Source organism: Neobacillus rhizosphaerae, from assembly GCF_937468385.1.
Classification (GTDB): domain Bacteria; phylum Bacillota; class Bacilli; order Bacillales; family Cytobacillaceae; genus Neobacillus; species Neobacillus rhizosphaerae.
This window is the reverse complement of the sequence record NZ_CALBWS010000019.1, coordinates 76030-97626: the sequence shown is the minus strand read 5'-3', so window position 1 is coordinate 97626 and position 21597 is coordinate 76030. Positions and strand designations below refer to the sequence as shown.

At 37.4% G+C, this 21597-nt stretch carries 21 protein-coding genes; 5 read left to right on the top strand and 16 right to left on the bottom strand.

Annotation, left to right across the window (positions count from 1 at the left end):
* Window positions 1-198: 198 nt before the first annotated feature.
* Both M5A78_RS14875 and M5A78_RS14870 read right to left on the bottom strand, forming a co-directional pair.
* Window positions 199-1464: a ribonuclease H-like domain-containing protein gene (locus M5A78_RS14875; RefSeq protein ID WP_248736059.1), complete on the bottom strand. Its 1266-nt coding sequence runs from the start codon at window positions 1462-1464 to the stop codon at window positions 199-201.
* A complete protein-coding gene (locus M5A78_RS14870; RefSeq protein WP_319942300.1) occupies window positions 1464-3758 on the bottom strand; it encodes a DEAD/DEAH box helicase in 2295 nt (764 codons plus the stop codon). The genes M5A78_RS14875 and M5A78_RS14870 overlap by 1 nt, the downstream gene beginning before the upstream one ends.
* 194 nt (window positions 3759-3952) lie before the next feature.
* Here M5A78_RS14870 and M5A78_RS14865 point away from each other — a divergent pair, with 194 nt between their 5' ends.
* Window positions 3953-4651 (top strand): Crp/Fnr family transcriptional regulator, encoded by a 699-nt coding sequence (locus M5A78_RS14865; protein ID WP_248736058.1) that lies wholly within the window; start codon window positions 3953-3955, stop codon window positions 4649-4651.
* Between the two features lie 33 nt (window positions 4652-4684).
* Here M5A78_RS14865 and hcp read toward each other — a convergent pair whose 3' ends face one another.
* The gene (hcp, locus tag M5A78_RS14860) at window positions 4685-5983 is read right to left on the bottom strand and encodes a hydroxylamine reductase (protein WP_248736057.1); all 1299 of its coding nucleotides are present in this window, start codon (window positions 5981-5983) and stop codon (window positions 4685-4687) included.
* Window positions 5984-6173: 190 nt separating this feature from the next.
* Between hcp and M5A78_RS14855 the strand changes: the two genes are divergently transcribed.
* Window positions 6174-6656, top strand: a complete 483-nt coding sequence (locus tag M5A78_RS14855; RefSeq protein ID WP_319942299.1) for an Hsp20/alpha crystallin family protein — start codon at window positions 6174-6176, stop codon at window positions 6654-6656.
* A gap of 140 nt (window positions 6657-6796) precedes the next feature.
* On the opposite strand, the gene M5A78_RS14850 is transcribed toward M5A78_RS14855, so the two are convergent.
* Window positions 6797-7351: a YppG family protein gene (locus M5A78_RS14850; protein ID WP_248736055.1), complete on the bottom strand. Its 555-nt coding sequence runs from the start codon at window positions 7349-7351 to the stop codon at window positions 6797-6799.
* Window positions 7352-7538: 187 nt separating this feature from the next.
* Here M5A78_RS14850 and yppF point away from each other — a divergent pair, with 187 nt between their 5' ends.
* A complete protein-coding gene (yppF, locus tag M5A78_RS14845; protein WP_248736054.1) occupies window positions 7539-7748 on the top strand; it encodes a YppF family protein in 210 nt (69 codons plus the stop codon).
* 30 nt (window positions 7749-7778) lie between these two features.
* Here yppF and M5A78_RS14840 read toward each other — a convergent pair whose 3' ends face one another.
* From M5A78_RS14840 to M5A78_RS14830, 3 genes are all read right to left on the bottom strand, one after another.
* Complete coding sequence (locus M5A78_RS14840; RefSeq protein ID WP_248736053.1) at window positions 7779-8135, bottom strand: DUF1798 family protein; 357 nt, start codon at window positions 8133-8135, stop codon at window positions 7779-7781.
* Between the two features lie 84 nt (window positions 8136-8219).
* Window positions 8220-8495, bottom strand: coding sequence for a hypothetical protein (locus tag M5A78_RS14835; RefSeq protein WP_248736052.1), 276 nt, complete (start codon window positions 8493-8495; stop codon window positions 8220-8222).
* Window positions 8496-8839: 344 nt separating this feature from the next.
* Entirely contained in the window at window positions 8840-9829 is a 990-nt protein-coding gene (locus tag M5A78_RS14830) for a DUF2515 family protein (RefSeq protein WP_248736051.1), read from the bottom strand.
* Between the two features lie 184 nt (window positions 9830-10013).
* Here M5A78_RS14830 and recU point away from each other — a divergent pair, with 184 nt between their 5' ends.
* Both recU and M5A78_RS14820 read left to right on the top strand, forming a co-directional pair.
* Entirely contained in the window at window positions 10014-10616 is a 603-nt protein-coding gene (gene recU, locus M5A78_RS14825; RefSeq protein ID WP_248736050.1) for a Holliday junction resolvase RecU, read from the top strand.
* Between the two features lie 49 nt (window positions 10617-10665).
* The gene (locus tag M5A78_RS14820) at window positions 10666-13227 is read left to right on the top strand and encodes a PBP1A family penicillin-binding protein (protein ID WP_248736049.1); all 2562 of its coding nucleotides are present in this window, start codon (window positions 10666-10668) and stop codon (window positions 13225-13227) included.
* Window positions 13228-13426: 199 nt separating this feature from the next.
* Here the strand turns inward: M5A78_RS14820 and M5A78_RS14815 are convergent, their stop codons facing one another.
* The 9 genes from M5A78_RS14815 to panD form a co-directional block, all read right to left on the bottom strand.
* Complete coding sequence (locus M5A78_RS14815) at window positions 13427-13789, bottom strand: YpoC family protein (protein ID WP_248736048.1); 363 nt, start codon at window positions 13787-13789, stop codon at window positions 13427-13429.
* Window positions 13782-14444: an endonuclease III gene (gene nth, locus M5A78_RS14810; RefSeq protein WP_248736047.1), complete on the bottom strand. Its 663-nt coding sequence runs from the start codon at window positions 14442-14444 to the stop codon at window positions 13782-13784. Before nth ends, M5A78_RS14815 begins: the two co-directional genes overlap by 8 nt.
* Before the next feature lie 57 nt (window positions 14445-14501).
* Window positions 14502-15200, bottom strand: coding sequence for a DnaD domain-containing protein (locus M5A78_RS14805; RefSeq protein WP_248736046.1), 699 nt, complete (start codon window positions 15198-15200; stop codon window positions 14502-14504).
* Window positions 15201-15334: 134 nt separating this feature from the next.
* The gene (locus tag M5A78_RS14800; RefSeq protein WP_248736045.1) at window positions 15335-16528 is read right to left on the bottom strand and encodes a pyridoxal phosphate-dependent aminotransferase; all 1194 of its coding nucleotides are present in this window, start codon (window positions 16526-16528) and stop codon (window positions 15335-15337) included.
* A 26-nt stretch (window positions 16529-16554) separates the two neighbouring features.
* A complete protein-coding gene (locus M5A78_RS14795; RefSeq protein WP_248736044.1) occupies window positions 16555-17028 on the bottom strand; it encodes a cell wall elongation regulator TseB-like domain-containing protein in 474 nt (157 codons plus the stop codon).
* 14 nt (window positions 17029-17042) lie between these two features.
* Complete coding sequence (locus M5A78_RS14790) at window positions 17043-17213, bottom strand: YpmA family protein (protein WP_248736043.1); 171 nt, start codon at window positions 17211-17213, stop codon at window positions 17043-17045.
* A 132-nt stretch (window positions 17214-17345) separates the two neighbouring features.
* Complete coding sequence (locus tag M5A78_RS14785; RefSeq protein WP_248736042.1) at window positions 17346-18197, bottom strand: ComEC/Rec2 family competence protein; 852 nt, start codon at window positions 18195-18197, stop codon at window positions 17346-17348.
* 52 nt (window positions 18198-18249) lie between these two features.
* A complete protein-coding gene (gene dinG, locus M5A78_RS14780; RefSeq protein ID WP_248736041.1) occupies window positions 18250-21051 on the bottom strand; it encodes an ATP-dependent DNA helicase DinG in 2802 nt (933 codons plus the stop codon).
* Window positions 21052-21207: 156 nt separating this feature from the next.
* Entirely contained in the window at window positions 21208-21591 is a 384-nt protein-coding gene (panD, locus tag M5A78_RS14775) for an aspartate 1-decarboxylase (RefSeq protein WP_248736040.1), read from the bottom strand.
* Window positions 21592-21597 lie beyond the last annotated feature (6 nt).

The following is a 21597-nucleotide window of genomic DNA, read 5'->3' as shown; positions in this document are numbered from 1 at the left end:
GATCAACAATCTGCCTAAATAATAATATATAAAACATTATAAATTAGCTCTTCAAAAAAAAATTAATAGATGGAGGGCCTGCTTTCGTATGGCATTTTTACCAAGTTATTTTCATACAAAAACGAAAAGAATTTGTGGCAATTAATCGAATATTGCCGAAAACGATACTTCCATCGTTATTTTTGACGAATTTTGCGCTTACCCAGGAAATTTTGCCTGTTTTTGTTCTAAGCGAATAAGTCTGGTTTGAAGCTGTTCCAATGTCATTTGGCCTGTTAATTTTACAAGTATTTTAGATTGAGTTATTAAAAAAATCGCCTTTTTACAGTAGTTAATAGCAAGCTGATAATCTTTTAGTCTATGTTCATGGATTTTCGCAAGCTCCAGGCATGCCGTTAACATCATCCGTTCATCACCAGAATCGACAACATCCACGAACAATTTTCGTGCAACTTCCCACTCGTGTTCTTTTTTGTGCTGAAAGGCCAAAGTTAGCTTTGCCTGAAAGGAAGTTAAATCAATGCCCGTGGTCAGTTTCCTCAGTACTTTTTCTGCTTCACTCTTTTCTCCTAATGATGCAAACCAGCGCCCGACTTCATACGATTCCGGCCTTGTTTGATTCATATCTACCCCACATATTTGGAAGGTTAGATGAGTATACAATGTTATAAGCGACAAAATATCCATTTCATTATGTTTTATGATTCCGATCATGCCATCAGGCAGCTTACTTTCAATGAAATCAAAATAGATCATTGGGGCCAAATATCCGGGAATATCGTCTATTCTTTCTACTCCTAAAACCTCTTTTTCAACAGCAGCTAATTTCAAACGCTCCAATTTATGCTTCCATAACCTTCTCGCGGCATGGAATAAATCAAAATGCCCAAATGCAGGCAGCTTTGGTACATGCTCTCTCACAAGCGTATGCCTTGTTTTAACTTGAGGCCAATCAAAGGATTTTCCATTATAGGTAACCAGCGTTTTATAATTTACCTTTTCTAAAAAACTTTGATATAAAGGAACCTCTGCACCCGGATGTGGCAGGATATGTTGCCTTAAAACAAGCTCATTTCCTGAAATACTGGCATAACCAAGTAAAAAAATGGTATTCCCCACTCCGCCCCCGAGTCCGGTTGTTTCTGTATCAAAAAAGAAGAGTTCATCAGCCCGATGTCCTTGCGCTGATAAAGGATGGCTGACGGAAAGCTTGTTCCAGATTTCAACAGCAGTAAGAAAATCACTAAAACAGTAATGTCCATGCTGCTGGGAAAGAGGATATTTCACTTCCCTTATTAAGCAATAATCTTCGTCCATAAAATAGGGGTTAACGCTTTCTTGCTCCCATCTCTCCCTGAATGGTACATCAACGGCAGAAGATTCAGTCAAGAGAACTTGTTTTTCCCCTTTTACTCCGGCTGAAAGATGTGGTTTTAATCGGTTCAATTTACTTTTTAACGACATTACTGCACTTCCCTGTCAAAAGCGATAGGATTTAAAAAAGAGGCAATAATTTTCAATGCATCCTTTTTTGCCATTTCCCCAACAGTATCAGTCCCAATACAGGAGGGACAACCGGATTCACATTGGCATCGGTCAATCATTTTTTTCGTTTCGGCAAATACCTCTGACATCCCACTGTGGATTTTTTCGCTTAAGCCAATTCCTCCCGGATAACGATCATAAAAGAAAATCGTTGGCTTCTCATTATGGTCTGCCTTCACTTGCGGGATGACATGGATATCTTGCGGGTCGGCCATCACAAATAAAGGTGCGATATGATTTAAGGCATGTGCTGCTCCGACAAGCCCCTGTTCTAATCGCTCATGTCCCATTTCTGCTAGCGGCTTATTTAAGGAAATCCAGGCACCATTTGTGTGAAGCTCCTCTTCTGGAAGATGAATGGGCCCTGACCCGATATTTTCGTGTGTCTCAAATTTGATTTTTTTAAAAATCGTTGCCATGGCCCGGACACTAACATCCCCAAAACCAATTTCTACATCAGTCAAGGTTTGTAGCTTGTCCTCCTCGAGCACTTTTAATTGAACGGCAAGATTGGCATCGGTAAAATAGTCTACATCCACTTCCCTGACAAATGCCTTCTTTTCATCCCAGTCAAGCTTTTCAACTTGGAATTGTGTACCTTGATGTAAATAAATGGCCTCATCATGGAGCAGTGTCATCGCAGAAAACCGATCCATTTCCCCGATTACTTTTACATTTGCAATATCTGTTTGATCGACGATAATCACATTTTCCTGGGATGCTGAGCGCAGGCTTATGTTATGAGCGGGAAAAGAATCGTTCATCCAGTACCATTTGTCCCCATTTTGATAGAGGACTCGTTCCTCTGTTAAATACTCCAACAGTTCCGCTGTTTCCACTTTGCCGAACTGCTCATCTGCTTTAAACGGAAGTTCATAGGCAGCACATTTCATATGATCGATTAAAATGATTAGATTATCCGGATTTATTCGTGCTGTTTCCGGGCTTTTATTAAAAAAGTAATCGGGATTCTGGATGATATATTGATCGAGCGGACTCGAACTAGCAACCATGATGACAAGGGCTTCTCCATGCCTCCTTCCTGCTCTTCCTGCCTGCTGCCACGCGCTAGAAATCGTACCTGGATAGCCTGTCATAATGCAGACCTGGAGCGCCCCAATATCCACACCTAATTCCAGTGCGTTTGTGCTGACAACCCCGTAAATCTCACCTGTCCGTAAACCCTTCTCAATTTTTCTTCTTTCAGTCGGAAGATAGCCTCCCCGGTACCCCATGATTGATTTGGCACCTAATTGGTTTTTCACTAATTCTTGCAAGTAGGTCAAAATAATTTCAACCCTCACTCTACTTCTTGCAAAAACAATCGTTTGAATTTTATTTTTTAATAGTTCACCGGCAATTTTCCGTACCTCTAATGTAGCACTTCTTCTAATATTTAGCGGTTTATTAACAATTGGCGGGTTATAGAAGAGAAAATGTTTCGTCCCACTAGGTGCCCCGTTATTATCAATCAAGCTCATTTTCTCCTCAGTTAAGTTTTGCGCAAGCTCTAAGGGATTTGCTATCGTTGCTGATGTACAAATAAACACAGGATTACTTCCATAATATTGGCATATGCGTTTCAACCTTCTTATGACATTAGCAACATGGCTTCCAAATACGCCGCGATACGTATGAAGTTCATCAATGACGACAAATTTAAGATTTTCAAACAAAGATACCCATTTTGTATGATGCGGCAAAATCGCAGAATGGAGCATATCGGGGTTGGTAATAACCACATGCCCTGCTTTCCTTACCTTTTGCCGAATATTTGCAGGTGTATCTCCATCATACGTATAGCTGTTAATATCAACACCTGCTGCTTGAATAATTTCGTTGATTTCACTCTTCTGATCCTGTGCCAGAGCTTTAGTAGGAAACATATAAAGAGCCCGTGCACTTGGATTTGCTAAAATAGTTTGCAATACAGGAAGGTTATAGCAAAGTGTTTTTCCTGAAGCCGTTGGGGTTACTGCAACGACACTTCTTCCTTCCATTATTTTTCCATAAGCTGACTTTTGGTGAGTATATAGCTTTTCTATTCCCCTGGTGTAAAGAGATTTTTTTAAAACCGGATGTAAGTCTTCAGGCAATGGCGCTGTTTTAGCAGGTTTTTCATCAATTGTTTGCCATGTGACGATATGTTCTTTAAATTCCTCATTTATTTTTAACTCTGTCAGAATTTCGCTCAGGCTTTTCTTTAACATCATACTCCTCACCTCATTACTTTTATTTTATCGAATAAACGTTCGTAATAAAAGAAAAAATGATTTTTTTCACTTACAAGAATAGAGAAACGCCAACTTCCATTCATTCAAATGGACATCAATAACAATAATAATAAACTATTGCTTGATTTTTTGTTACAATAGAAAGTAACTGAAATTAATTTGTGGGTGATAGAATGAAAATAGACGAAATAAAAAAAGTACTTTCTGATTTCACTCTTTTTCGAGAGTTAAATGATTTTGAATTAACGAAAATTACCGATATCGCCATTGCACGGGATTGGAAAAAGCAAAGCCATGTTTTCCTCCAAGGTGACCCGCTTGAAACCGTCTATTTTATTTATGATGGAAAAATCAAAATTTACAAGAGTGACATTAATGGTAAGGAACAGATTGTTGCTATCATGAAAAAAGGTGAAATGTTTCCCCATGTCGGCTTTTTCAGAAAAGGTGACTACCCTGCCTATGCGGAGGTACTTGAATCATCCAAACTCATAGCGGTGCCGATTTCCCAATTTGAAACGGTGCTGATTGAAAACCCTGAGCTTTGTATCAAGGTATTTAGGGTTCTTGGTGAGAAAATTGTCGATTTACAAAACCGCCTCGAAGAGCAAATTCTCAATAATACTTATGAACAAATCATTAAACTTCTTATTAGGATTGCTCAGAAACATGGTCGGGAAAAAGGAGATGGAACCATACTTCTAAAGTCCGAATTTACGAACAAGGATCTTGCCAATATGATTGGAACCACCAGGGAAACGATTAGCCGGACATTAACAAAAATGAAAAAAGATGAGTTAATCGAAGTTGATGATGAAGGAAATATGATTTTAAATGTAGATATTCTACTAGAAGAAATTAATCTAATATAAAGAACCGCAGCAATCATGCTGCGGTTCTTTATATTATTTTATAGATAACTGAAGCATTTCTTCGATATCTTCTTTAGCAGTACCGATCAGTTTTAGATTAAATGTATCTTGAAGGACCTGCAAAACTCCCTCAGAAATAAATTCAGGAGGTTTTGGCCCAATACGGATATCCTTGATTCCTAAGCTAAACAGCCCTAGTAGAATGGCTACCGCTTTTTGTTCAAACCAAGACAAAACAATGCTAACAGGAAGTTCATTCACTTCGCAGCCAAACGCATCCGCTAAAGCCATGGCAATTTTCACTGTAGAACCTGAATTGTTGCACTGGCCTAAATCGATGTAACGAGGAATATTTGTTCCTGGAACGACACCGTAGTCAACGTCATTAAAACGGAATTTCCCGCAGGAAGTTGTTAAGATTACTGTCTCTGGTGGTAACGATGTTGCAAGTTCACGATAGTAATCCCCACCATGCCCCGGAGCATCACATCCGGCAATGACAAAGAATCGCTTAATCTTACCTGTTTTCACTGCATCAATTACTTCAGGTGCTATGCCTAGGACCGTTTCATGATGGAAGCCTGTAAGCAATGTTTCCTCAGACTCGATAGCCGCTTCAGGAAGTTCTAATGCTCGCGCAATTAAAGGAGAAAAATCATCATTAACAATTTTTTCTACTTTTTCAAGCCCCGTTACTTCATAAGTAAACATTCTGTCAGCATAGGTTCCTTTAATCGGCATCACACAGTTTGTCGTCGCTAAAATAGCTCCAGGGAATTTTTCGAACAGACGGCGTTGATCATACCAAGCTTTTCCGATATTCCCTTTTAAATGAGAATATTTTTTTAGAGCAGGATAGCCGTGTGCTGGCAGCATTTCGGAGTGTGTATAGATATTAATACCCTTTCCTTCTGTTTGCTTCAATAATTCCTCTAAAGCAAATAGATTATGCCCAGTTACAACGATACATTTTCCTTCAATTTTGTTTTGGCTCACACGAATGGGCTCTGGGATGCCTAACCGATTTGTATGGGCCTCATCTAGTATTCCCATCACGCGGACAGCAGCCTGGCCTACTTTCATGGCCATCTCGATATGTTCTTGAACATTGAAATTGGAGTTCGTTAATGTCAGATATAGCGCTTCATGAGTAGTTGTATCTACAAATGGGTCCGTATATCCCAGTTGATTAGCATGTGTACGATATGCCGCAATTCCCTTTAATCCAAAAATAATCGTATCTTGTAAGCTTGCAATCGTCTCATCTTTACCGCATACACCCATAACCTTACAACCACCAGATGGGGTTTGTTCACATTGATAACAGAACATATAGATTCCTCGCTCTCCATTAAATTACTGCTCTAGCGTACAAATAATCATAATTATTTAGTGTGATCTACATCACACAAAACAATTTGTAATAAATCGTTCAAAAAGTTGTTGCAAATATATGACGGCACCTACCTAGATTTGTCAGCATATGATATGGAGTAAAATAATAGAAAGAGAGGGAATGTTAATGTCATCCATGCCTCCAAATGAGAAAAACAACCCCAAAAAACCGATACCTGAACCTTTTCGTGATTTGGTGAGATCAATGAATGATTTCTTCACTGAAAAACCGGTACGTGGATTTTTACAATCCATTGATGATTTTTTCAAGACTCCATTTCCCGTTGCAGCTGGTTTTCATGTAGAAACAGTGGAAACTGGGAAGGAACATATTATTACTGCAGAGCTTCCAGGTGTTAAAAGAGATCAAATTCACTTAAATATTACGGGGAATTATTTAACCATATCAGTTGAAAATAATGAGATGGAAACTGTGGAAGACGATCAAACCCAAGTTTATCGCCGCAAATTTATTCGACAACAATCAGCAAGAACCGTCGCACTTCCACATGCGATTAATGAAAAACAGGTGAAGGCATCTTACCGTGATGGTTTATTACAAATAAGAATCCCACAAGAAAAAGGGAAAGTGATTGAAATAGAAGATTAGCCAATTATTTATTGATCTTAGTGAAATTAAGAAAAGTGCAAGGCGCCCGCCCATCGGCGCCTGGAGCTGGACATTTCTCTAAGTCCAATGTTATAAATTCTTATATTACAAAAAAGACGGCCGGTGGCCGTCTTTTTTGATTACACTTTAAATATTCCTCCAAACCCTTTTACTAATGAAGAAACTTGATTCACCGCATTCATCATTGTTCCTGCTGTATTCACCATTTTATTAAAGTCCACCGACCCATCTTGAGACTTAAAAGAATTCATGAACGATTGCACTCCACCAGGTTGTTTTGGAAGGATGTTTTGTTTTGGATATGGATTCATCATTGGATAGCCATTCATTGGCATGTATGGTTGATTTTTCGCTATTTCATCCTTTGGTACCAGTGGATTTTGGAATAGGAATTGTGAATCCTTTTGAGTATATGGTTGAGCATTGATTGGCATTGTTTGAGGGCCGAATCCAGGTTGAACGTTTTGACCATATGGCTGAAATTGAGGGTAGTACGGATTTTGTTGCTGGTAACCCATCCAATCATAATGTTGTGGCTGTGGTTGATAAGAATAAGGTTGATTACGATCAACATTCTGGTCATTCCATTGGTATCCAATTGGATAATCTTGGTGCATTATTTGCCCCGAGTATCCATAATTGACAAAATTATTTGGTCTTTTCTTACCAAACATGGGCAAACATCTCCTCTTTATTTTTCTCCATTACACATTATGTAGGTAAGAAATGAATGGTGATTAATTTGAAATCTACCCAACTGTCTAATTTAGGGGAATTTTGTCTAAAGTTTAAATATTATAAAAACTATAATTCTTTTTATTTCGTGTTACGATGGATAAAATGATGAAGGAGGAGCTATTTATGGACATTAACCAATTAAAAAGCAAATTTAATCAAAGTCGGGATTATGACACAGATGATATTAATGCATTAATGGATTTTGCTAAGAAAGCATATATTCAAAACGAAATTGGCATAAAAGAATATCGCCAACTTGTCCGTGAACTTGAAAACCAAGGCGCAGTTATTCCTGAAACTGATAATAAAAACTCCCTCATCAAACATTCTTAACCCAAAAAAGAGATGCTAAGCATCTCTTTTCTAATTTTTAACTCCTTTTAAAATTTCCTGCAAGAAAAATTCAACCGTTCTCTGAGCATCTAAAAACCTTTTTTTGCTAGTGGTTGAAAAAAAGGATTGAATCGCTAGCTGATCAATATGTTCCGAGGTCGAGTCAATTTGCTTTAGATGAATATATTTATGTGAAGTTTTCGAGAGCCATTTTTTCATCATTTCTTTCCACTGGTCGTTAACTTCCTTCACTTCATTTGCAAATGGTTTAATGACCTCATGAAAATCTTCAGTAGTTCCTGTTTCCCTGGCACGTTGATAATACTCTTGAAATAATCGATTATACTGGAGAAGCTTTTCTGTTAAATAAATGATTTCCTCAGACATCTAAAATATATCCCTTCTAAACCTTAAAATTAAAGAGTTGCAATGATCATTAGGCTACTCTCATTCCATCCATTTTAACTATAATTAAAATCCTAATTCAAGCTTTAATGTTTTTAAAACTTGGTTTGGGCTAGTATCAATATTTTTATCAGTGAAAATCGGATGAATATGATTTAGTATAATATCCATATCTGCTAGTTTTTGAACTGGTCCCGTTAAGTTTTCATATTCTACCTTATTCAAACTAATGCGAAGATCGGAGAAAGATGCTTCGAGAACGGACTCCAATTCTTCTAATTGATCGTATATATCTGTCAGCATGGTAAGCAGTTTTTCCTTTTCGGATATTGGCTTATTCATTAAAAAACCTCCTCACGATTATCTATTAGGTAGTATTCTCTGTATTTCTCTCGCTTCCTTCCCTTATGACAAAACTAGAAGCAATTCGTCAAAGAAAGTGTGAATGCTTTGCTTATGCAATAGCTTTTCGACATAAACTTAATTTCGCATGAAAAAATGAAAACCGCACAAGCTAATATAGGAGGTGCTTTTAATGTCAAAAAAGAAAAAACAAACCAATAAACAAACACAATCAGAAGCAGAAAAAAGACTGGGCTATGGTGATAAAAAATTAGAGGGACCTGATCGTCCATCCACATGAAAACAGAAAAAGCAAAAAGCAAGGGGGTTGAACCTTGCTTTTTTTATTCCCATTTTTTCAACTGAAATAATTTTTGTATGGAGAGGATAAATTGAAGTTGGTTCGACTTTGTGAAATACCAATCCGTAAGATGAATGGAGTGCCGATGACGCGCAGGAATATATAACCAAGTAGGAGAAACTCTTCTTTTCAAACTCCAATCTTCATATGCATGTTGATGATGAGCAATTACCGGGAAACTCATTCGCAGCATAGGCGTGTTCTGGTTAGTCTTTATTTTGAAATATTGTTCATAATCATGTCTTGACCCTGTATGCGCTGTTTCTTCAGCGAATTCAAAAAAATACGGATATAGGCGCGGATGGAATAGAATACTGGCTAGTCTTTTTCCTAAGTTAATTCTCTTTGAGAGGGATTTAAAACCATTTGCACTGGCCCCATAAACTTCGCCACCACATGTTGGAAATAGGACACAACTGAAATGGAGCCAGTCTTGAAAGGAAAAAATCAGCGATTGGAAAACTTTCTTCTTATATACGGGATGTTCGATAACAGGAGTTTGAATCACATTTTGTTCATTAATAATTAATGCAATTGTAAGCCTATCCCTATCGGTTTCGAACCAATAGCGATGCCATTCTTTTTGAATAAACTCAGAAACATTGAAATAGGGAAGTAAATGAAACATTGGTCTATTTATTTTCGTCGAATATTGATAGAGCAATAACTGAGGAAATACATCATGAAAAATAAGCCAATTTGCCCGCTCATAAGTAAGAAAAAGCTGTTTTCTTGTTTTAGCTTCTAAGAGATGCGGGAATATGGTCCCAACAAGATCACACATATTCCATCCCCCATTTCTTGAGACCATACTGGCTAGGAATGACCAAATAATATCCGGATTTTGTTTAAAATAAGTAAAATAGGCATTCGTTCTTGTGATATTATCGATATTTTTTTTACTCGTTTCACGTAGAATTTGACGGATGATTGTTTGTTCCTGTATCGTAAGATGATTCATATTCATATTCATATTCATCTTCCCTTATTTTTTTACTAGAGTTTGAGTCACATTAGACCTTTTATGAAAAATGAACCATGCGTATGTATGACATACAAGGTACAATTGTTATTAGAATACGTATACGGAAGTATTTTATACACCCCAATCTCGCTAAGATTTGATATGATAAGGAATAGCTTGAGAGGTGCATAACATGAATTTGAACTATCCAAATGGAAAAAGATACAAACCGAAAGAAAGTGAGACTGCCACAACAACGAAGAATAAGAAAAATAATTCTTATAGTAACCGGGGAATGACACTCGAAGAAGATCTAAATGAAACGAATGAATTCTACCGGGAAAGAAAAATTGCCGTCATTCATAAAAAACCGACTCCTGTTCAAATTGTCCAGGTAGATTATCCAAATCGAAGTGCTGCCGTAATAAAAGAGGCTTATTTTAAACTTGCATCAACAACAGACTATAATGGTGTTTATAAAGGAAAATATATTGATTTTGAAGCAAAAGAAACACAAAACCCTACCTCCTTTCCATTAAAAAATTTCCATCCTCATCAGATAGAGCATATGGAAGAAGTACTTAATCAAGGTGGAATTTGTTTCGTTATTCTTCGTTTTACCAGGTTTGAACAGGTTTTTTTACTTGAAGCTAAACACTTGTTAACTTTTTGGGAAAGAATGGCTAATGGGGGAAGAAAATCAATCACAAAAGAAGAAATCGAACAAAAAGGTCATCACATTCCACTTGGATTTCAACCAAGAATTGACTATATTAAAATAATTGATAGATTTTAACCTCTTTCATAGGAAAATGTGTTGAGGTTAGAAAGGAAGGAATATTACAATGTCCCAACAGTATCAATCGAGAGAGGAGCGCCGAAAGAAACTCCAATCCACAGGTAATCAAAAAACCAAGAAAAAATCCGGAGGACTATTCAAGAAAATCTTTCTTAGTCTGGTTGTCATTGGAATTGTTGGTATACTGGCAGGAGTTGGCACTTTCGCCTATTTAGTAAAGGATGCTCCCAAACTTGACCCAAAATTATTAAAAGATCCAATCCCTTCAAAGATTTTAGATAAAGATGGAACCCCGATTACCGAAGTGGGTGCCGTTAATCGTGAATATGTAAACTATAAAGATATACCAAAGGTAGTTGAAAATGCTGTTTTAGCGACTGAGGATTACCGGTTTTACAAACACCATGGTATTGATCCTATTCGCCTCGGCGGCGCTGTTTTGGCTAATTTCCAGCGTGGCTTTGGTGCAGAAGGCGGCAGTACGATTACACAGCAGGTTGTTAAAAATGCCTTTTTAACACAGAATAAAACCTTAAAACGAAAAGTGCAGGAAGCATGGCTTTCGTATGAACTTGAGCAAAAATATACAAAGCATCAAATTTTTGAAATGTATGTAAACAAAGTTTATGTATCTCAAAACAGTCACGGTCTAGCCACAGCAGCAGAAATTTATTACGGAAAACCATTAAAAGACTTAACATTGGCAGAAGCTGCCCAAATAGCAGGGATGCCACAAAGCCCGAATAATTATAATCCTTTCACACATCCGGATTTAGCTGAAAAAAGACGAAATATCGTCTTAACATTAATGGAACAGCATGGTTTTATTTCAAAGCAAGAAATGGAAGAAGCAAAAAAAGTTTCTGTTGCAGCCACTGTATTAAAACCTGAACAGCGTACTGTAGACGAAAAGCCTTTCGATTCATTTGTCGATGCTGTTATTAATGAAGTGAAAGACAACACTGATTTAGATATTTTTACAGATGGTTTAACCATTTATACGACATTAGATCAAAATGCACAAAAATATGTTTATAATATGCTTAATTCAAAGGATATTATTAAATATCCTGATGAGGAATTCCAAGCTGGGGTTGCTCTACTTGATACGAAAACGGGAGAAATCCGTGCGATTGGCGGCGGAAGAAACCAACAAGTAAAACGCGGATTTAACTATGCGATCGACACGAAGCGGCAGCCTGGTTCTACCATCAAGCCTGTTCTCGATTATGGTCCAGCAATTGAATACTTAAATTGGGGAACGTATGAAATGATTGAGGACAAACCAATGACCTATTCCTCCGGGAAAAAGTTTGGAAACTGGAACCAAACATATATGGGGCCGATGACGATTAGAACAGCATTGCAATTATCCCGAAATACCCCTGCTGTCCAAGCGCTTCAGCAAGTTGGGTTAGATAAAGCTAAAGACTTTGCTGTTGGCCTCGGTATACCTTTAAAAGAAATTTATGAATCGTACGCAATTGGCGGCTTTAAAACTGGTGTTTCCCCACTTGAAATGGCCGGGGCTTATAGTGCTTTTGGTAATAAGGGCATTTATACGAAGCCATATGCAGTTTCAAAAATTAAACTGCGCGACGGAACCGTGATCAGCCAGACACCGGAATCAAAAGTTGTAATGAAGGATTCCACCGCCTTTATGGTTACCGATATGCTAAAAAGCGTGCTCGTCTCTCCCGGTACGGGGACAAGAGCAAAAGTTCCTGGTCTCCCAATTGCTGGAAAGACCGGAACAACCAACTATTCGGAAGAAGATATGAAGAAATTTAATATTAAGAGCAGCAAATATGTTCCGGATGCATGGTTTAGTGGATATACAACCAATTACACTGCCTCAATTTGGACAGGGTATGAAGACAGCAGAACACCAATCACAAATGTCGGAACTAACCAGCAAATCGCTCAGTTAATATTCAAAAATTTAATGGCCTATGTATCAAAGGATATTGATACTCCTGATTTCACTGTTCCAAACAGCGTTCAAAAAGTCAGGATCGAAAAAGGCTCGATGCCGCCGGTACTTGCTGGTGAGTTCACACCAGATAGTGAAGTGTTGACCGAATATGCAGTTAAAGGCCATGCACCTAATAAAGTATCGGAGAAATATAATAAACTTGATGCTCCCACCAATCCATCAGCAAAATATGATGAAGCGACAAAGGCAATTACTGTAACATGGGATTACAAAACAAATAATGAAAATGTGACTTTTGATGTTACAGTTGAAGACGGATCCGGTCCGAAACATTTCCCTGTTACAGGTAATACCTTAACTGTTCCTGCAACTCCTGGAACTAAGTATACCTTTACAATTGTTGCAATTAACGGAGATAAAAAGAGTGACCCAGCCACAGCAGTGATTGATATTCCAATACCTAATGTAGATAATAATCAAGGAAACGAAAATGGCAATGGTCAAGGCAATAGCAATGGCCAAGGCAATGACCAAGGCAATGGTCAAGGGAATGGCAATGATAATGGAAGTGGGAACGGTGGGAACCCGGAAAATCCTGGTGGTACCATCCCACCAGCTATTCCTCCTGGAAACCCTACAGGTGGTCAAGGTTCTGGATCCCGAGAACCTTAAAATAAGAAAAGCGCAAGCGCCCTGGTCAGCGACGTAAGGGCTGGACTGAACCGACTGAGATAAAGGAAACACGGTGAGCGTTAGCGAACCGATGTTGACTTATCGTAGGGAGGTGAGGGAAGCACTCTAGTCGCTAGGGCGCTGGAGCTGGACATTTCTCAAAGTAGAAAATTTTATACTTATCTTTTAAAAAAATCGTCTAGGCTTTTGGCTTAGACGATTTTTTTATGATATTATTCTTTACAAACAGTTTTTCTTGTTCGACCATCAGTTCTGAAAGCTGGCGGAAAGAATGAAATAAACTTGGTCGCGACTTAATAAACGCAAATCTTTCTTCAATATTAACAGGCTTTAAATCAAATTGAATAAACGGAATAGATCTATCAAGTTGTAAGGCCTTTTCGTTTGAGAAATATAAAAATTGAACGAATAAATCAATTCCACGCTGCATCAATTCTCTTGTGTTTTCATGATTACGTTCATGAAATAATTCCTCAAGCCTTGCTTTGACCCCGCTCCATTCCTGTAAGATGCTTGATACTTCTGCCATTTGATTAGCCATTGACCTCGGCCTTCCCTTTCATTCGTTTTTTTCCTTCTCGACATAGCTCTAATAAAGGGCAGCTTGGACACTGAGGATTTTGAGCCTTACAATGATACCTTCCGAAAAAAATTAACCGGTGATGGGTCACAGACCATTCCACTTTTGGAATTTTCCTCATCAGTGTCTTTTCTACCTCCAGAACAGAATCCTTCCAGCGACAAATCCCAAGGCGCTTACTCACCCTTTCCACGTGGGTATCTACCGCAATGGCTGGGATGTTAAAGGCAACCGACACGACTACATTTGCTGTTTTCCTGCCCACACCTGGAAGCTTGGTCAATTCATCCCGGTCCATTGGGATTTCCCCACCATATTCATTTAGAACCTTCCAGCACAGGCTTTGAATGTTTTTAGCTTTATTTCGATAAAGTCCTATTGAACGAATATCATTTTGCAATTCATCTAGTGAAACTTGCAAATAATCTTCAGGTGTTTTGTATTTTTCAAACAATTTTTTTGTGACTTTATTGACGAGAGCATCGGTGCATTGTGCAGATAAAGAAACAGCAACGATAAGTTCAAATGGATTAGCATGATTTAATTCACAATGGGCTTCCGGAAACATTTCACCCATTTGATCTAAACAATAACGGATTTGTGTATTATTAAGCAAACTATCACCCACTATAAAAAGAATAAAAACGAGAGAAGCTTCCCTCGTTAGACATAATTATTGCTCGAGCCAATTATAAAAAGGGACTGAAGTTTGATGAGACTCATCTTTAGGAGGCACTTTTTGTGTTTGCTTTTGACGAAATTTCCGCCCATGGATTTTCGCTTGTTCAATAGTCTTAATTCCATTTTTCTTCCACTCAAAGAGAATCCGATCTATATAGCGAAAATTTAATTTACCTGACATCACAGCCTCTCTTAGCGCCGCTTTGATAATAACAGGGTCATGGTGATCATCGTCCATCCACATCCCTAGGGATTCACATTCAAATGGCGATAGCGGGCGTCCAAACTCCTTTTCAAAGCAAGTGTATACATCAGTTTCTTCGCCTTTCTTTTCAGTCTCCTTATTATTTTTACTATTTTTTAAAAATTGCTCAACGAGTCTTTCCCATAATGGTTTCACAGAATACTTCTCGAAACGAATACCCTCATGCGAATATTCATCAATAATTTCAATGAATCCTCTTTGAATCAGCCTTCTAAGCATATCGTTACACTCCGAAATGGAAATAGTCATCCGTGCTGAAAGCTCGTCAGGAGTAGGAAATTCGTTCCCACTTTCTAAAAAGGTAAGAATATTTAATAAAAGCACAAGTTCAACTTCGCTTAAATTAAGATTACGGTATTCTGAAAATAATAAAGTCGGAACGGTTATATTTCCTTCTTGGATCCAAGCTAATAAATTCGATTTCATCTTTAGGACACCTCCAAATAAGTATACCATGAACAAGCAATCTGAGTAAGAGTATAGGGTATAGGGTATCCTTCATTGGTAAGGAAAGCAAAAAGCCTGCAAATGCAGACTTTTTGCTGTTTCACTATTGAAGATTATATCTTAACTTTGGTCATAATAAACCGGTGTATTCTGGAAACCGCAGTTTCTAATTGATCTAATGAAGTCGCATAGGATAGACGAATATTATCTGGTGTTCCAAAGCCTGAACCAGGGATGACTGCTACTTTGGCTTCAACAAGTAAGGCCTCAACAAAGTCATCGACATTATTAAATCCAGTCATTTCGGCAGCATTCCTAACATTTGGATATAGGTAAAAAGCACCCTGTGGCTTAACACAAGTAAAGCCAGGTATCGCCACCAATTTATCATAAATAATTTCTAGTCTCTTTTCAAATGCCTGACGCATTTCTTCAACGGGCTCTTGAGGGCCATTGTAGGCAGCGATTGCAGCATATTGAGCGGTCGTTGTAGGATTGGATGTACTATGACTAGCCAGGTTTGTCATCGCTTCAATCACCTGTTTATTCCCTGCAGCATAGCCAATTCTCCAACCAGTCATGGAATGCGACTTGGAGACACCATTAATGATAATCGTTTGCTCCTTCAGCTCTTGAGAAAGTTGGGCGATAGAAATATGAATAGCCCCTCCGTAAATAAGCTTTTCATAAATCTCATCAGAAACGATTAGAATGTTTTTCTCAAGACAAATTTTGCCCAGCTCCATTAGTTCTTCCGCTGTATACAAAACACCTGTTGGATTACTCGGAGAATTAATAATAACCGCTTTTGTCTTATTCGTTATCGCCTTAACCAATTGTTCAGGCGTTATCTTAAAATGATTTTGTTCAAGCCCATCAATATAAACAGGTACACCACCTGCCAATTTCACTTGTTCGGGGTAGCTAACCCAATATGGAGCAGGAATAATAACTTCATCACCATCGTTTAAAAGCACCTGAAACAATGTATATAGAGCGTGTTTAGCCCCATTTCCGACAATAATTTCATTCGGCTTATAGCTAAGTCCTTGATCCAATTCAAACTTGTTGATTATTGCCTTTTTTAATGCAGGCAATCCGGCCGAAGGAGTGTACTTTGTATGCCCCTCTTTCATTGATAAAAAAGCTGCATCTAAAATATGTTTAGGTGTATTAAAATCTGGCTCTCCTGCTCCTAAACCGATGACATCTTCCCCTTGTTCTTTTAATTCCTTCGCTTTAGCCGTTATGGCTAATGTTGATGAAGGGGTTAAGGCCAATACCCTATTTGCCAATTCTACTTCCATACCTCTTCCTCCAATCTCTAGTGAAGCTATAGATTCTCAATCTTTTTCCACCACTCACCAGTTTCAAAGACAATATAATAATAATTTATTAAGTTATTTTCAGAACGGTAATAAATTTCCCATAATGGAATATTTTTTTCCATTCCGAGTCGGACTGAAATAATCTTTTTTGGTTTTTTTTCTTGTAATAGTTTTTGAATAGCTTCCTCTTTGGATAGACCATCCTTCGCTTTTCTAACAATAATTTTCTTGCTCTTTTCGGGAATCCAGACAATGATTTTTTCACCTTTTTTATTTAATCCCTCAATGACGTTAACTGTCTCTAAACCATTATAAATATGAAAATCCTGCACTTTGTTCAATTGGGTTTTATTCTTTACAAGTGTGACAGCTTTATTTTCTGCAGCATTTACCGGTTTTACTGCGGATAAATATACTTTAATCGAAATTCCGAGAACGACAAGGATGAATAACACAATAATAATAATCCACTTTTTCATTTTCATTCACTTCTTTATGTACGATATATGGTAAAAATCGCTTTATTTTGATTCTCTTTATCTAGAGCTAGTCCAAACATCAGGTCTTTTTCTTTTAAGGTTCGATTAAGGGCATCAACCACTTTATATAAATCCGGACTGTACTGGATTTTTACAGTTGATAATACTTCAATTTTACTCTCCATCCATATTTCTCCTTTTTATCTAATAAACATGATTTTGATAGAATCTTCTCAATTTATTATAACAGGTATGAGCCTTTCACGTACTGTGAATCCCCTCTACTATAAATGATTTTTTATAAAATTGTACAGCAGTTATTCTTCCTTCACTATTGGAATAGTAATTACTTCATAATTTGTTTCTGTAAACTTTACTGTTACGGTACTGTTTTTATTTGTAAAATAAACTTCAGACCATGTTTCGTATAAATCATGAAGGATGTCACCATCAAACTTTCGCTTCTCCGCCGCAAAAAGAATGGCTATTTGCGGATTAAGGAATTCAATCAATTTACCTGATAAAGAGTCTTCCTTGGCAGAATTAGGTAACTTAAATATATTGACATCCTTAAGATTTTTCCTAAGGAGGATTCGCTCCGCTTGCTGACTAAAAGACGTCATCAAAAAAATATTGTGATTAAAAAATTGCAGTTTCAAATCCATACCTTCGTTTTGTTCATGTCCAACAAATTGGACCTCAGAAATTAACTGCGGGAGAATTTCCTTTTTTGTCCCCATTTTCCAAGAAACGACGGAAATTCGATTTGTTTGCTCCAATTTTTTTGTAAGCTGTTTGGAGAACTCTGGTGTCGTGATAATTTCTTTAATATTATATTTTGAAATAAGCTCATTGATTTTCATAAAAGATATTTCCTGAGGGCTGTTTGTCAGGATTAACGCTGCGATTTCTTTTACGCCATAAAGGGATAGCCAACCTTCTAATTCTGCTTTTGTACCTTTTCCACCGGCATTTACCAAGATATTATTACCATTTGGGCCTTGAACAAGGATGGATTCACCTGTAGACAAGCCCAAAAAAGATACTGCTGCCTCATCAACTGATAATTTTAAATCAATGTTTTCAACCTTGCTAGAAATATATGGTTCAGCCTTTACTGAAAAGGTACTTGAAATAAATATGGAAAATAGAAATAGCAATATTCTCATGCACAATCCTCCCAAGAACGTACTTATAGGATGTGTCAATTTCCATTTATTATCATAACCAAGAATGAATGATGTCAACCAATTCATCAATCCTTCCTTTTTTTACAGGGATAGGTGGAATTGATTTTAAAAACGCCTTTCCGTATTTAGTAGTGACAATTCTTCTATCAAACACAATCATGATTCCACGATCGGTTTCTGTACGAATCAAACGACCAAATCCTTGCTTAAAGCGAAGAATGGCTTCAGGCAGGGAGTATTCAGAAAATGCATTTCCACCCTGCTGCATAATTAACTGGCATTTCGCCTCCGTCAGTGGCTCTTCAGGCGGACTAAACGGAAGCCTTACGATAACAAGGCATGATAAATCCTCACCCGGGATATCTACTCCTTCCCAGAAACTGCTTGTCCCAAGCAATATCGCCTTATCATAGCGCTGAAAATTTCTTGTTAATCTTGTGCGGCTTCCGCTTGTAATTCCTTGGGCAATTAGGACATATTCATTTAAAAAACCACTTTCTTTAATCAGTTCATATGTTTTCTTTAACATGTCATAGGCCGTAAAAAGCAGCAGCATTCTTCCTTTTGTCGCTTCAGCAATTGTGATAATATGCTCGGTTATAGCAATCACATATTCATCCAAGGTAACCGTGTTTATTTCCGGCAAGTCTTCTGGAATGAAAAGCTGAACCTGATTTTTATACTCAAAGGGAGAAGAAATCGTCTGTTGAACGGTTGTATCAGCATCAAGTCCAATTTCCTTCATGATATAGTGGAAAGAATGATTAACTGTTAATGTGGCAGACGTGATGACAACAGCTTTTTTCATTTGAAAAAATTGTTCCTTAAGCTGATCAGCCACAAAAGCAGGCTGTGCCAAAATGGTTGTTACATTTTGTGGTGCACGGATATCCATTTCAATCCATTTTACTTGTTTCGTTTCTTTTATAAAGCAGTTAATAACCGTATTCCTGAGCTCACCAAGATCATTTACAAATAAATGAATTTCTTCGATTATTTTTTCCTGGGCAATTGATAACGGTTTTTTCTCTTTTTTTATCCATTCGAGACGGTGGTTGATGGCTGAATATAAATCCTTGAGTAAAAAGGCAAACCTTTCCGCACTATGGACAAGGGCGTTTCTTTCTTTCCCATTATCTGAATGAGTAAATCGTACTTTTACTCGATTAAACCCTTTTTTGTTTGTGAACTTCATTTTGGCAAATAGGGCAATTAATTTAAATAATTCATCCATTTCATACATAAGGTCAAGGACCATTTGATTCATTTCAATCGTTTGAAGCTGTTTTCCTTCTTGAACTGGTATTGAAGCAAGCAGCTGCTCCATTTCATAAAAAAGCTGTTTTTGTTCATATTGACCAAATTGATTTATTAATAACCTGGTTGTTAAATAATCCAAAGAATGTCCAAAAAACTGACTGGCTACTTTTTCAAGGTGATGACCTTCATCAAGGATGACATAATCAAATGAGGGCAAAATAGAGCCTTCTCCCTTAATATCACTTAATAATAAAGAATGATTGGTAATAACAATCTCAGCAGCCTGGGCTTTTATTTTTGCTTTTAGATAAAAATCTCTTTCCTGCCACTCTTGATCTTGCAAAAAAACGGTTGGTTCATTTTTGACTTTATTCCAATAAATAAGGCCTCCGCTGGAGAGATTCAATTCATCCTTATCCCCAGTTTCTGTTTCAGTCAGCCAGACAAGAATTTGCATTTTAGTTAAGGTAGTATCATAATTATCGTTTTCATCCATCAATGTCAGTAAGAACTTTTCTAAACTTAAATAATGGCTTCTTCCCTTAAGAAGCACCGAGTTTATTTTAAAGGGGAGAATTTTCTCCAACAGTGGAATTTCTTTTTTTAGAAGTTGTTCTTGCAGTTGAATGGTATGGGTACTGACGATAACCTTAAGCCTATTTTGTTTTGCAAAAAAGGCAATTGGTAGCAAATAACCTAGTGATTTCCCTACACCAGTCCCTGCTTCGATAAGAGTATGCTTGTTATTTTGAAAAGATTGGTAGACAATATCCATCATTTTAAATTGTCCTGATCTTTTCTCAAAAGATTGGAAGCCTTGTTTGACGATTTCAACCTTTTCTTCTTCACTCAAAGGGTATTTTAGATTTATATCGACTACGTGCTCGTTCTCTGCCACAGTGATTTTCTTTAATGCTACTTTCTTATAAATTTCGATATGGTCAGGCAATTCCTCCCGCTTCCTATCCGTTTCAGCTACTATTTCGTCCAGCAGCTGCTCAAGATCACTTTTTAGCCCTCCTGAAAGCTGGGTAAGCTGTTTAATAGTTAGGAGTGGCAAGGAAGACAATCGTTTTAACAAGATAAGAAATAATTCTGCAGTAACCTGGGCATCACTATCGGCCTGATGTGGGCGATCATGTTTCAGGTTCTCTTTTTCTGCTAAATCAGAAAGTTTATAGCCATCAGCTGTAGGATAGAGGATTCTTGCCAATTCTACTGTATCAAGTACTGGTCCATAGAAACCTTCTAATCCAGCCTGGATCAATTCTTCTTGCAGAAATGATAAATCAAATAAAACATTGTGAGCGACAAAATAGGCCCCATCTAACAAATCGATGACCTTTGCTGTTATTTCAGCAAACACTGGTGCATCCTTGACCATTTCATCATTTATTCCAGTCAATTCTTCTATAAAAGCCGGAATAGATTTTTGTGGATTAATAAGAGCCGAAAATTTATCTGTGATAATTCCATTTTCAATGACCACAGCTGCAAATTGAATGATTTTATCGCCCTTTTTAGGTACATTTCCAGTTGTTTCTAAATCAATTACTACAAATTTATTTGACATTCCATTAACACCCCGAAACTTCGTTCATTAAACGGTATCACAAAAAGGGAAAAAAGAAAACAATCCTACTCGAATATAACCATAATATCGTTACCATTTTTCAAACATTTTTTGAAAGTTCCATAAAAAAGAAAAATCCCCGAAAATCGGGGACTCCTACATAATCGTAAGTGCAGGTTCTGCATGTATAAGTTCTTTAATACGATTGTTTTTATCCATAATCGCTACTTTTGGAGTATGAGCCGGTACCTTTTCTTCTGCTACTAGTGCATAAGAAATAATGATCACAATATCGCCCTCCTGCACAAGTCGGGCTGCAGCACCATTTAAACAAACAACACCGCTACCTCTTTCGCCAGGAATGATATAGGTTTCAAGACGTGCCCCGTTATTATTGTTTACAATCTGTACCTTTTCATTCGCTGTCATTCCGACAGCGTCAATAATATCCTCATCTATGGTAATACTGCCAACATAATTTAAATTAGCCTCTGTAACCGTTGCACGGTGGATTTTCCCGTTCATCATGGTACGAAACAAAAGAAT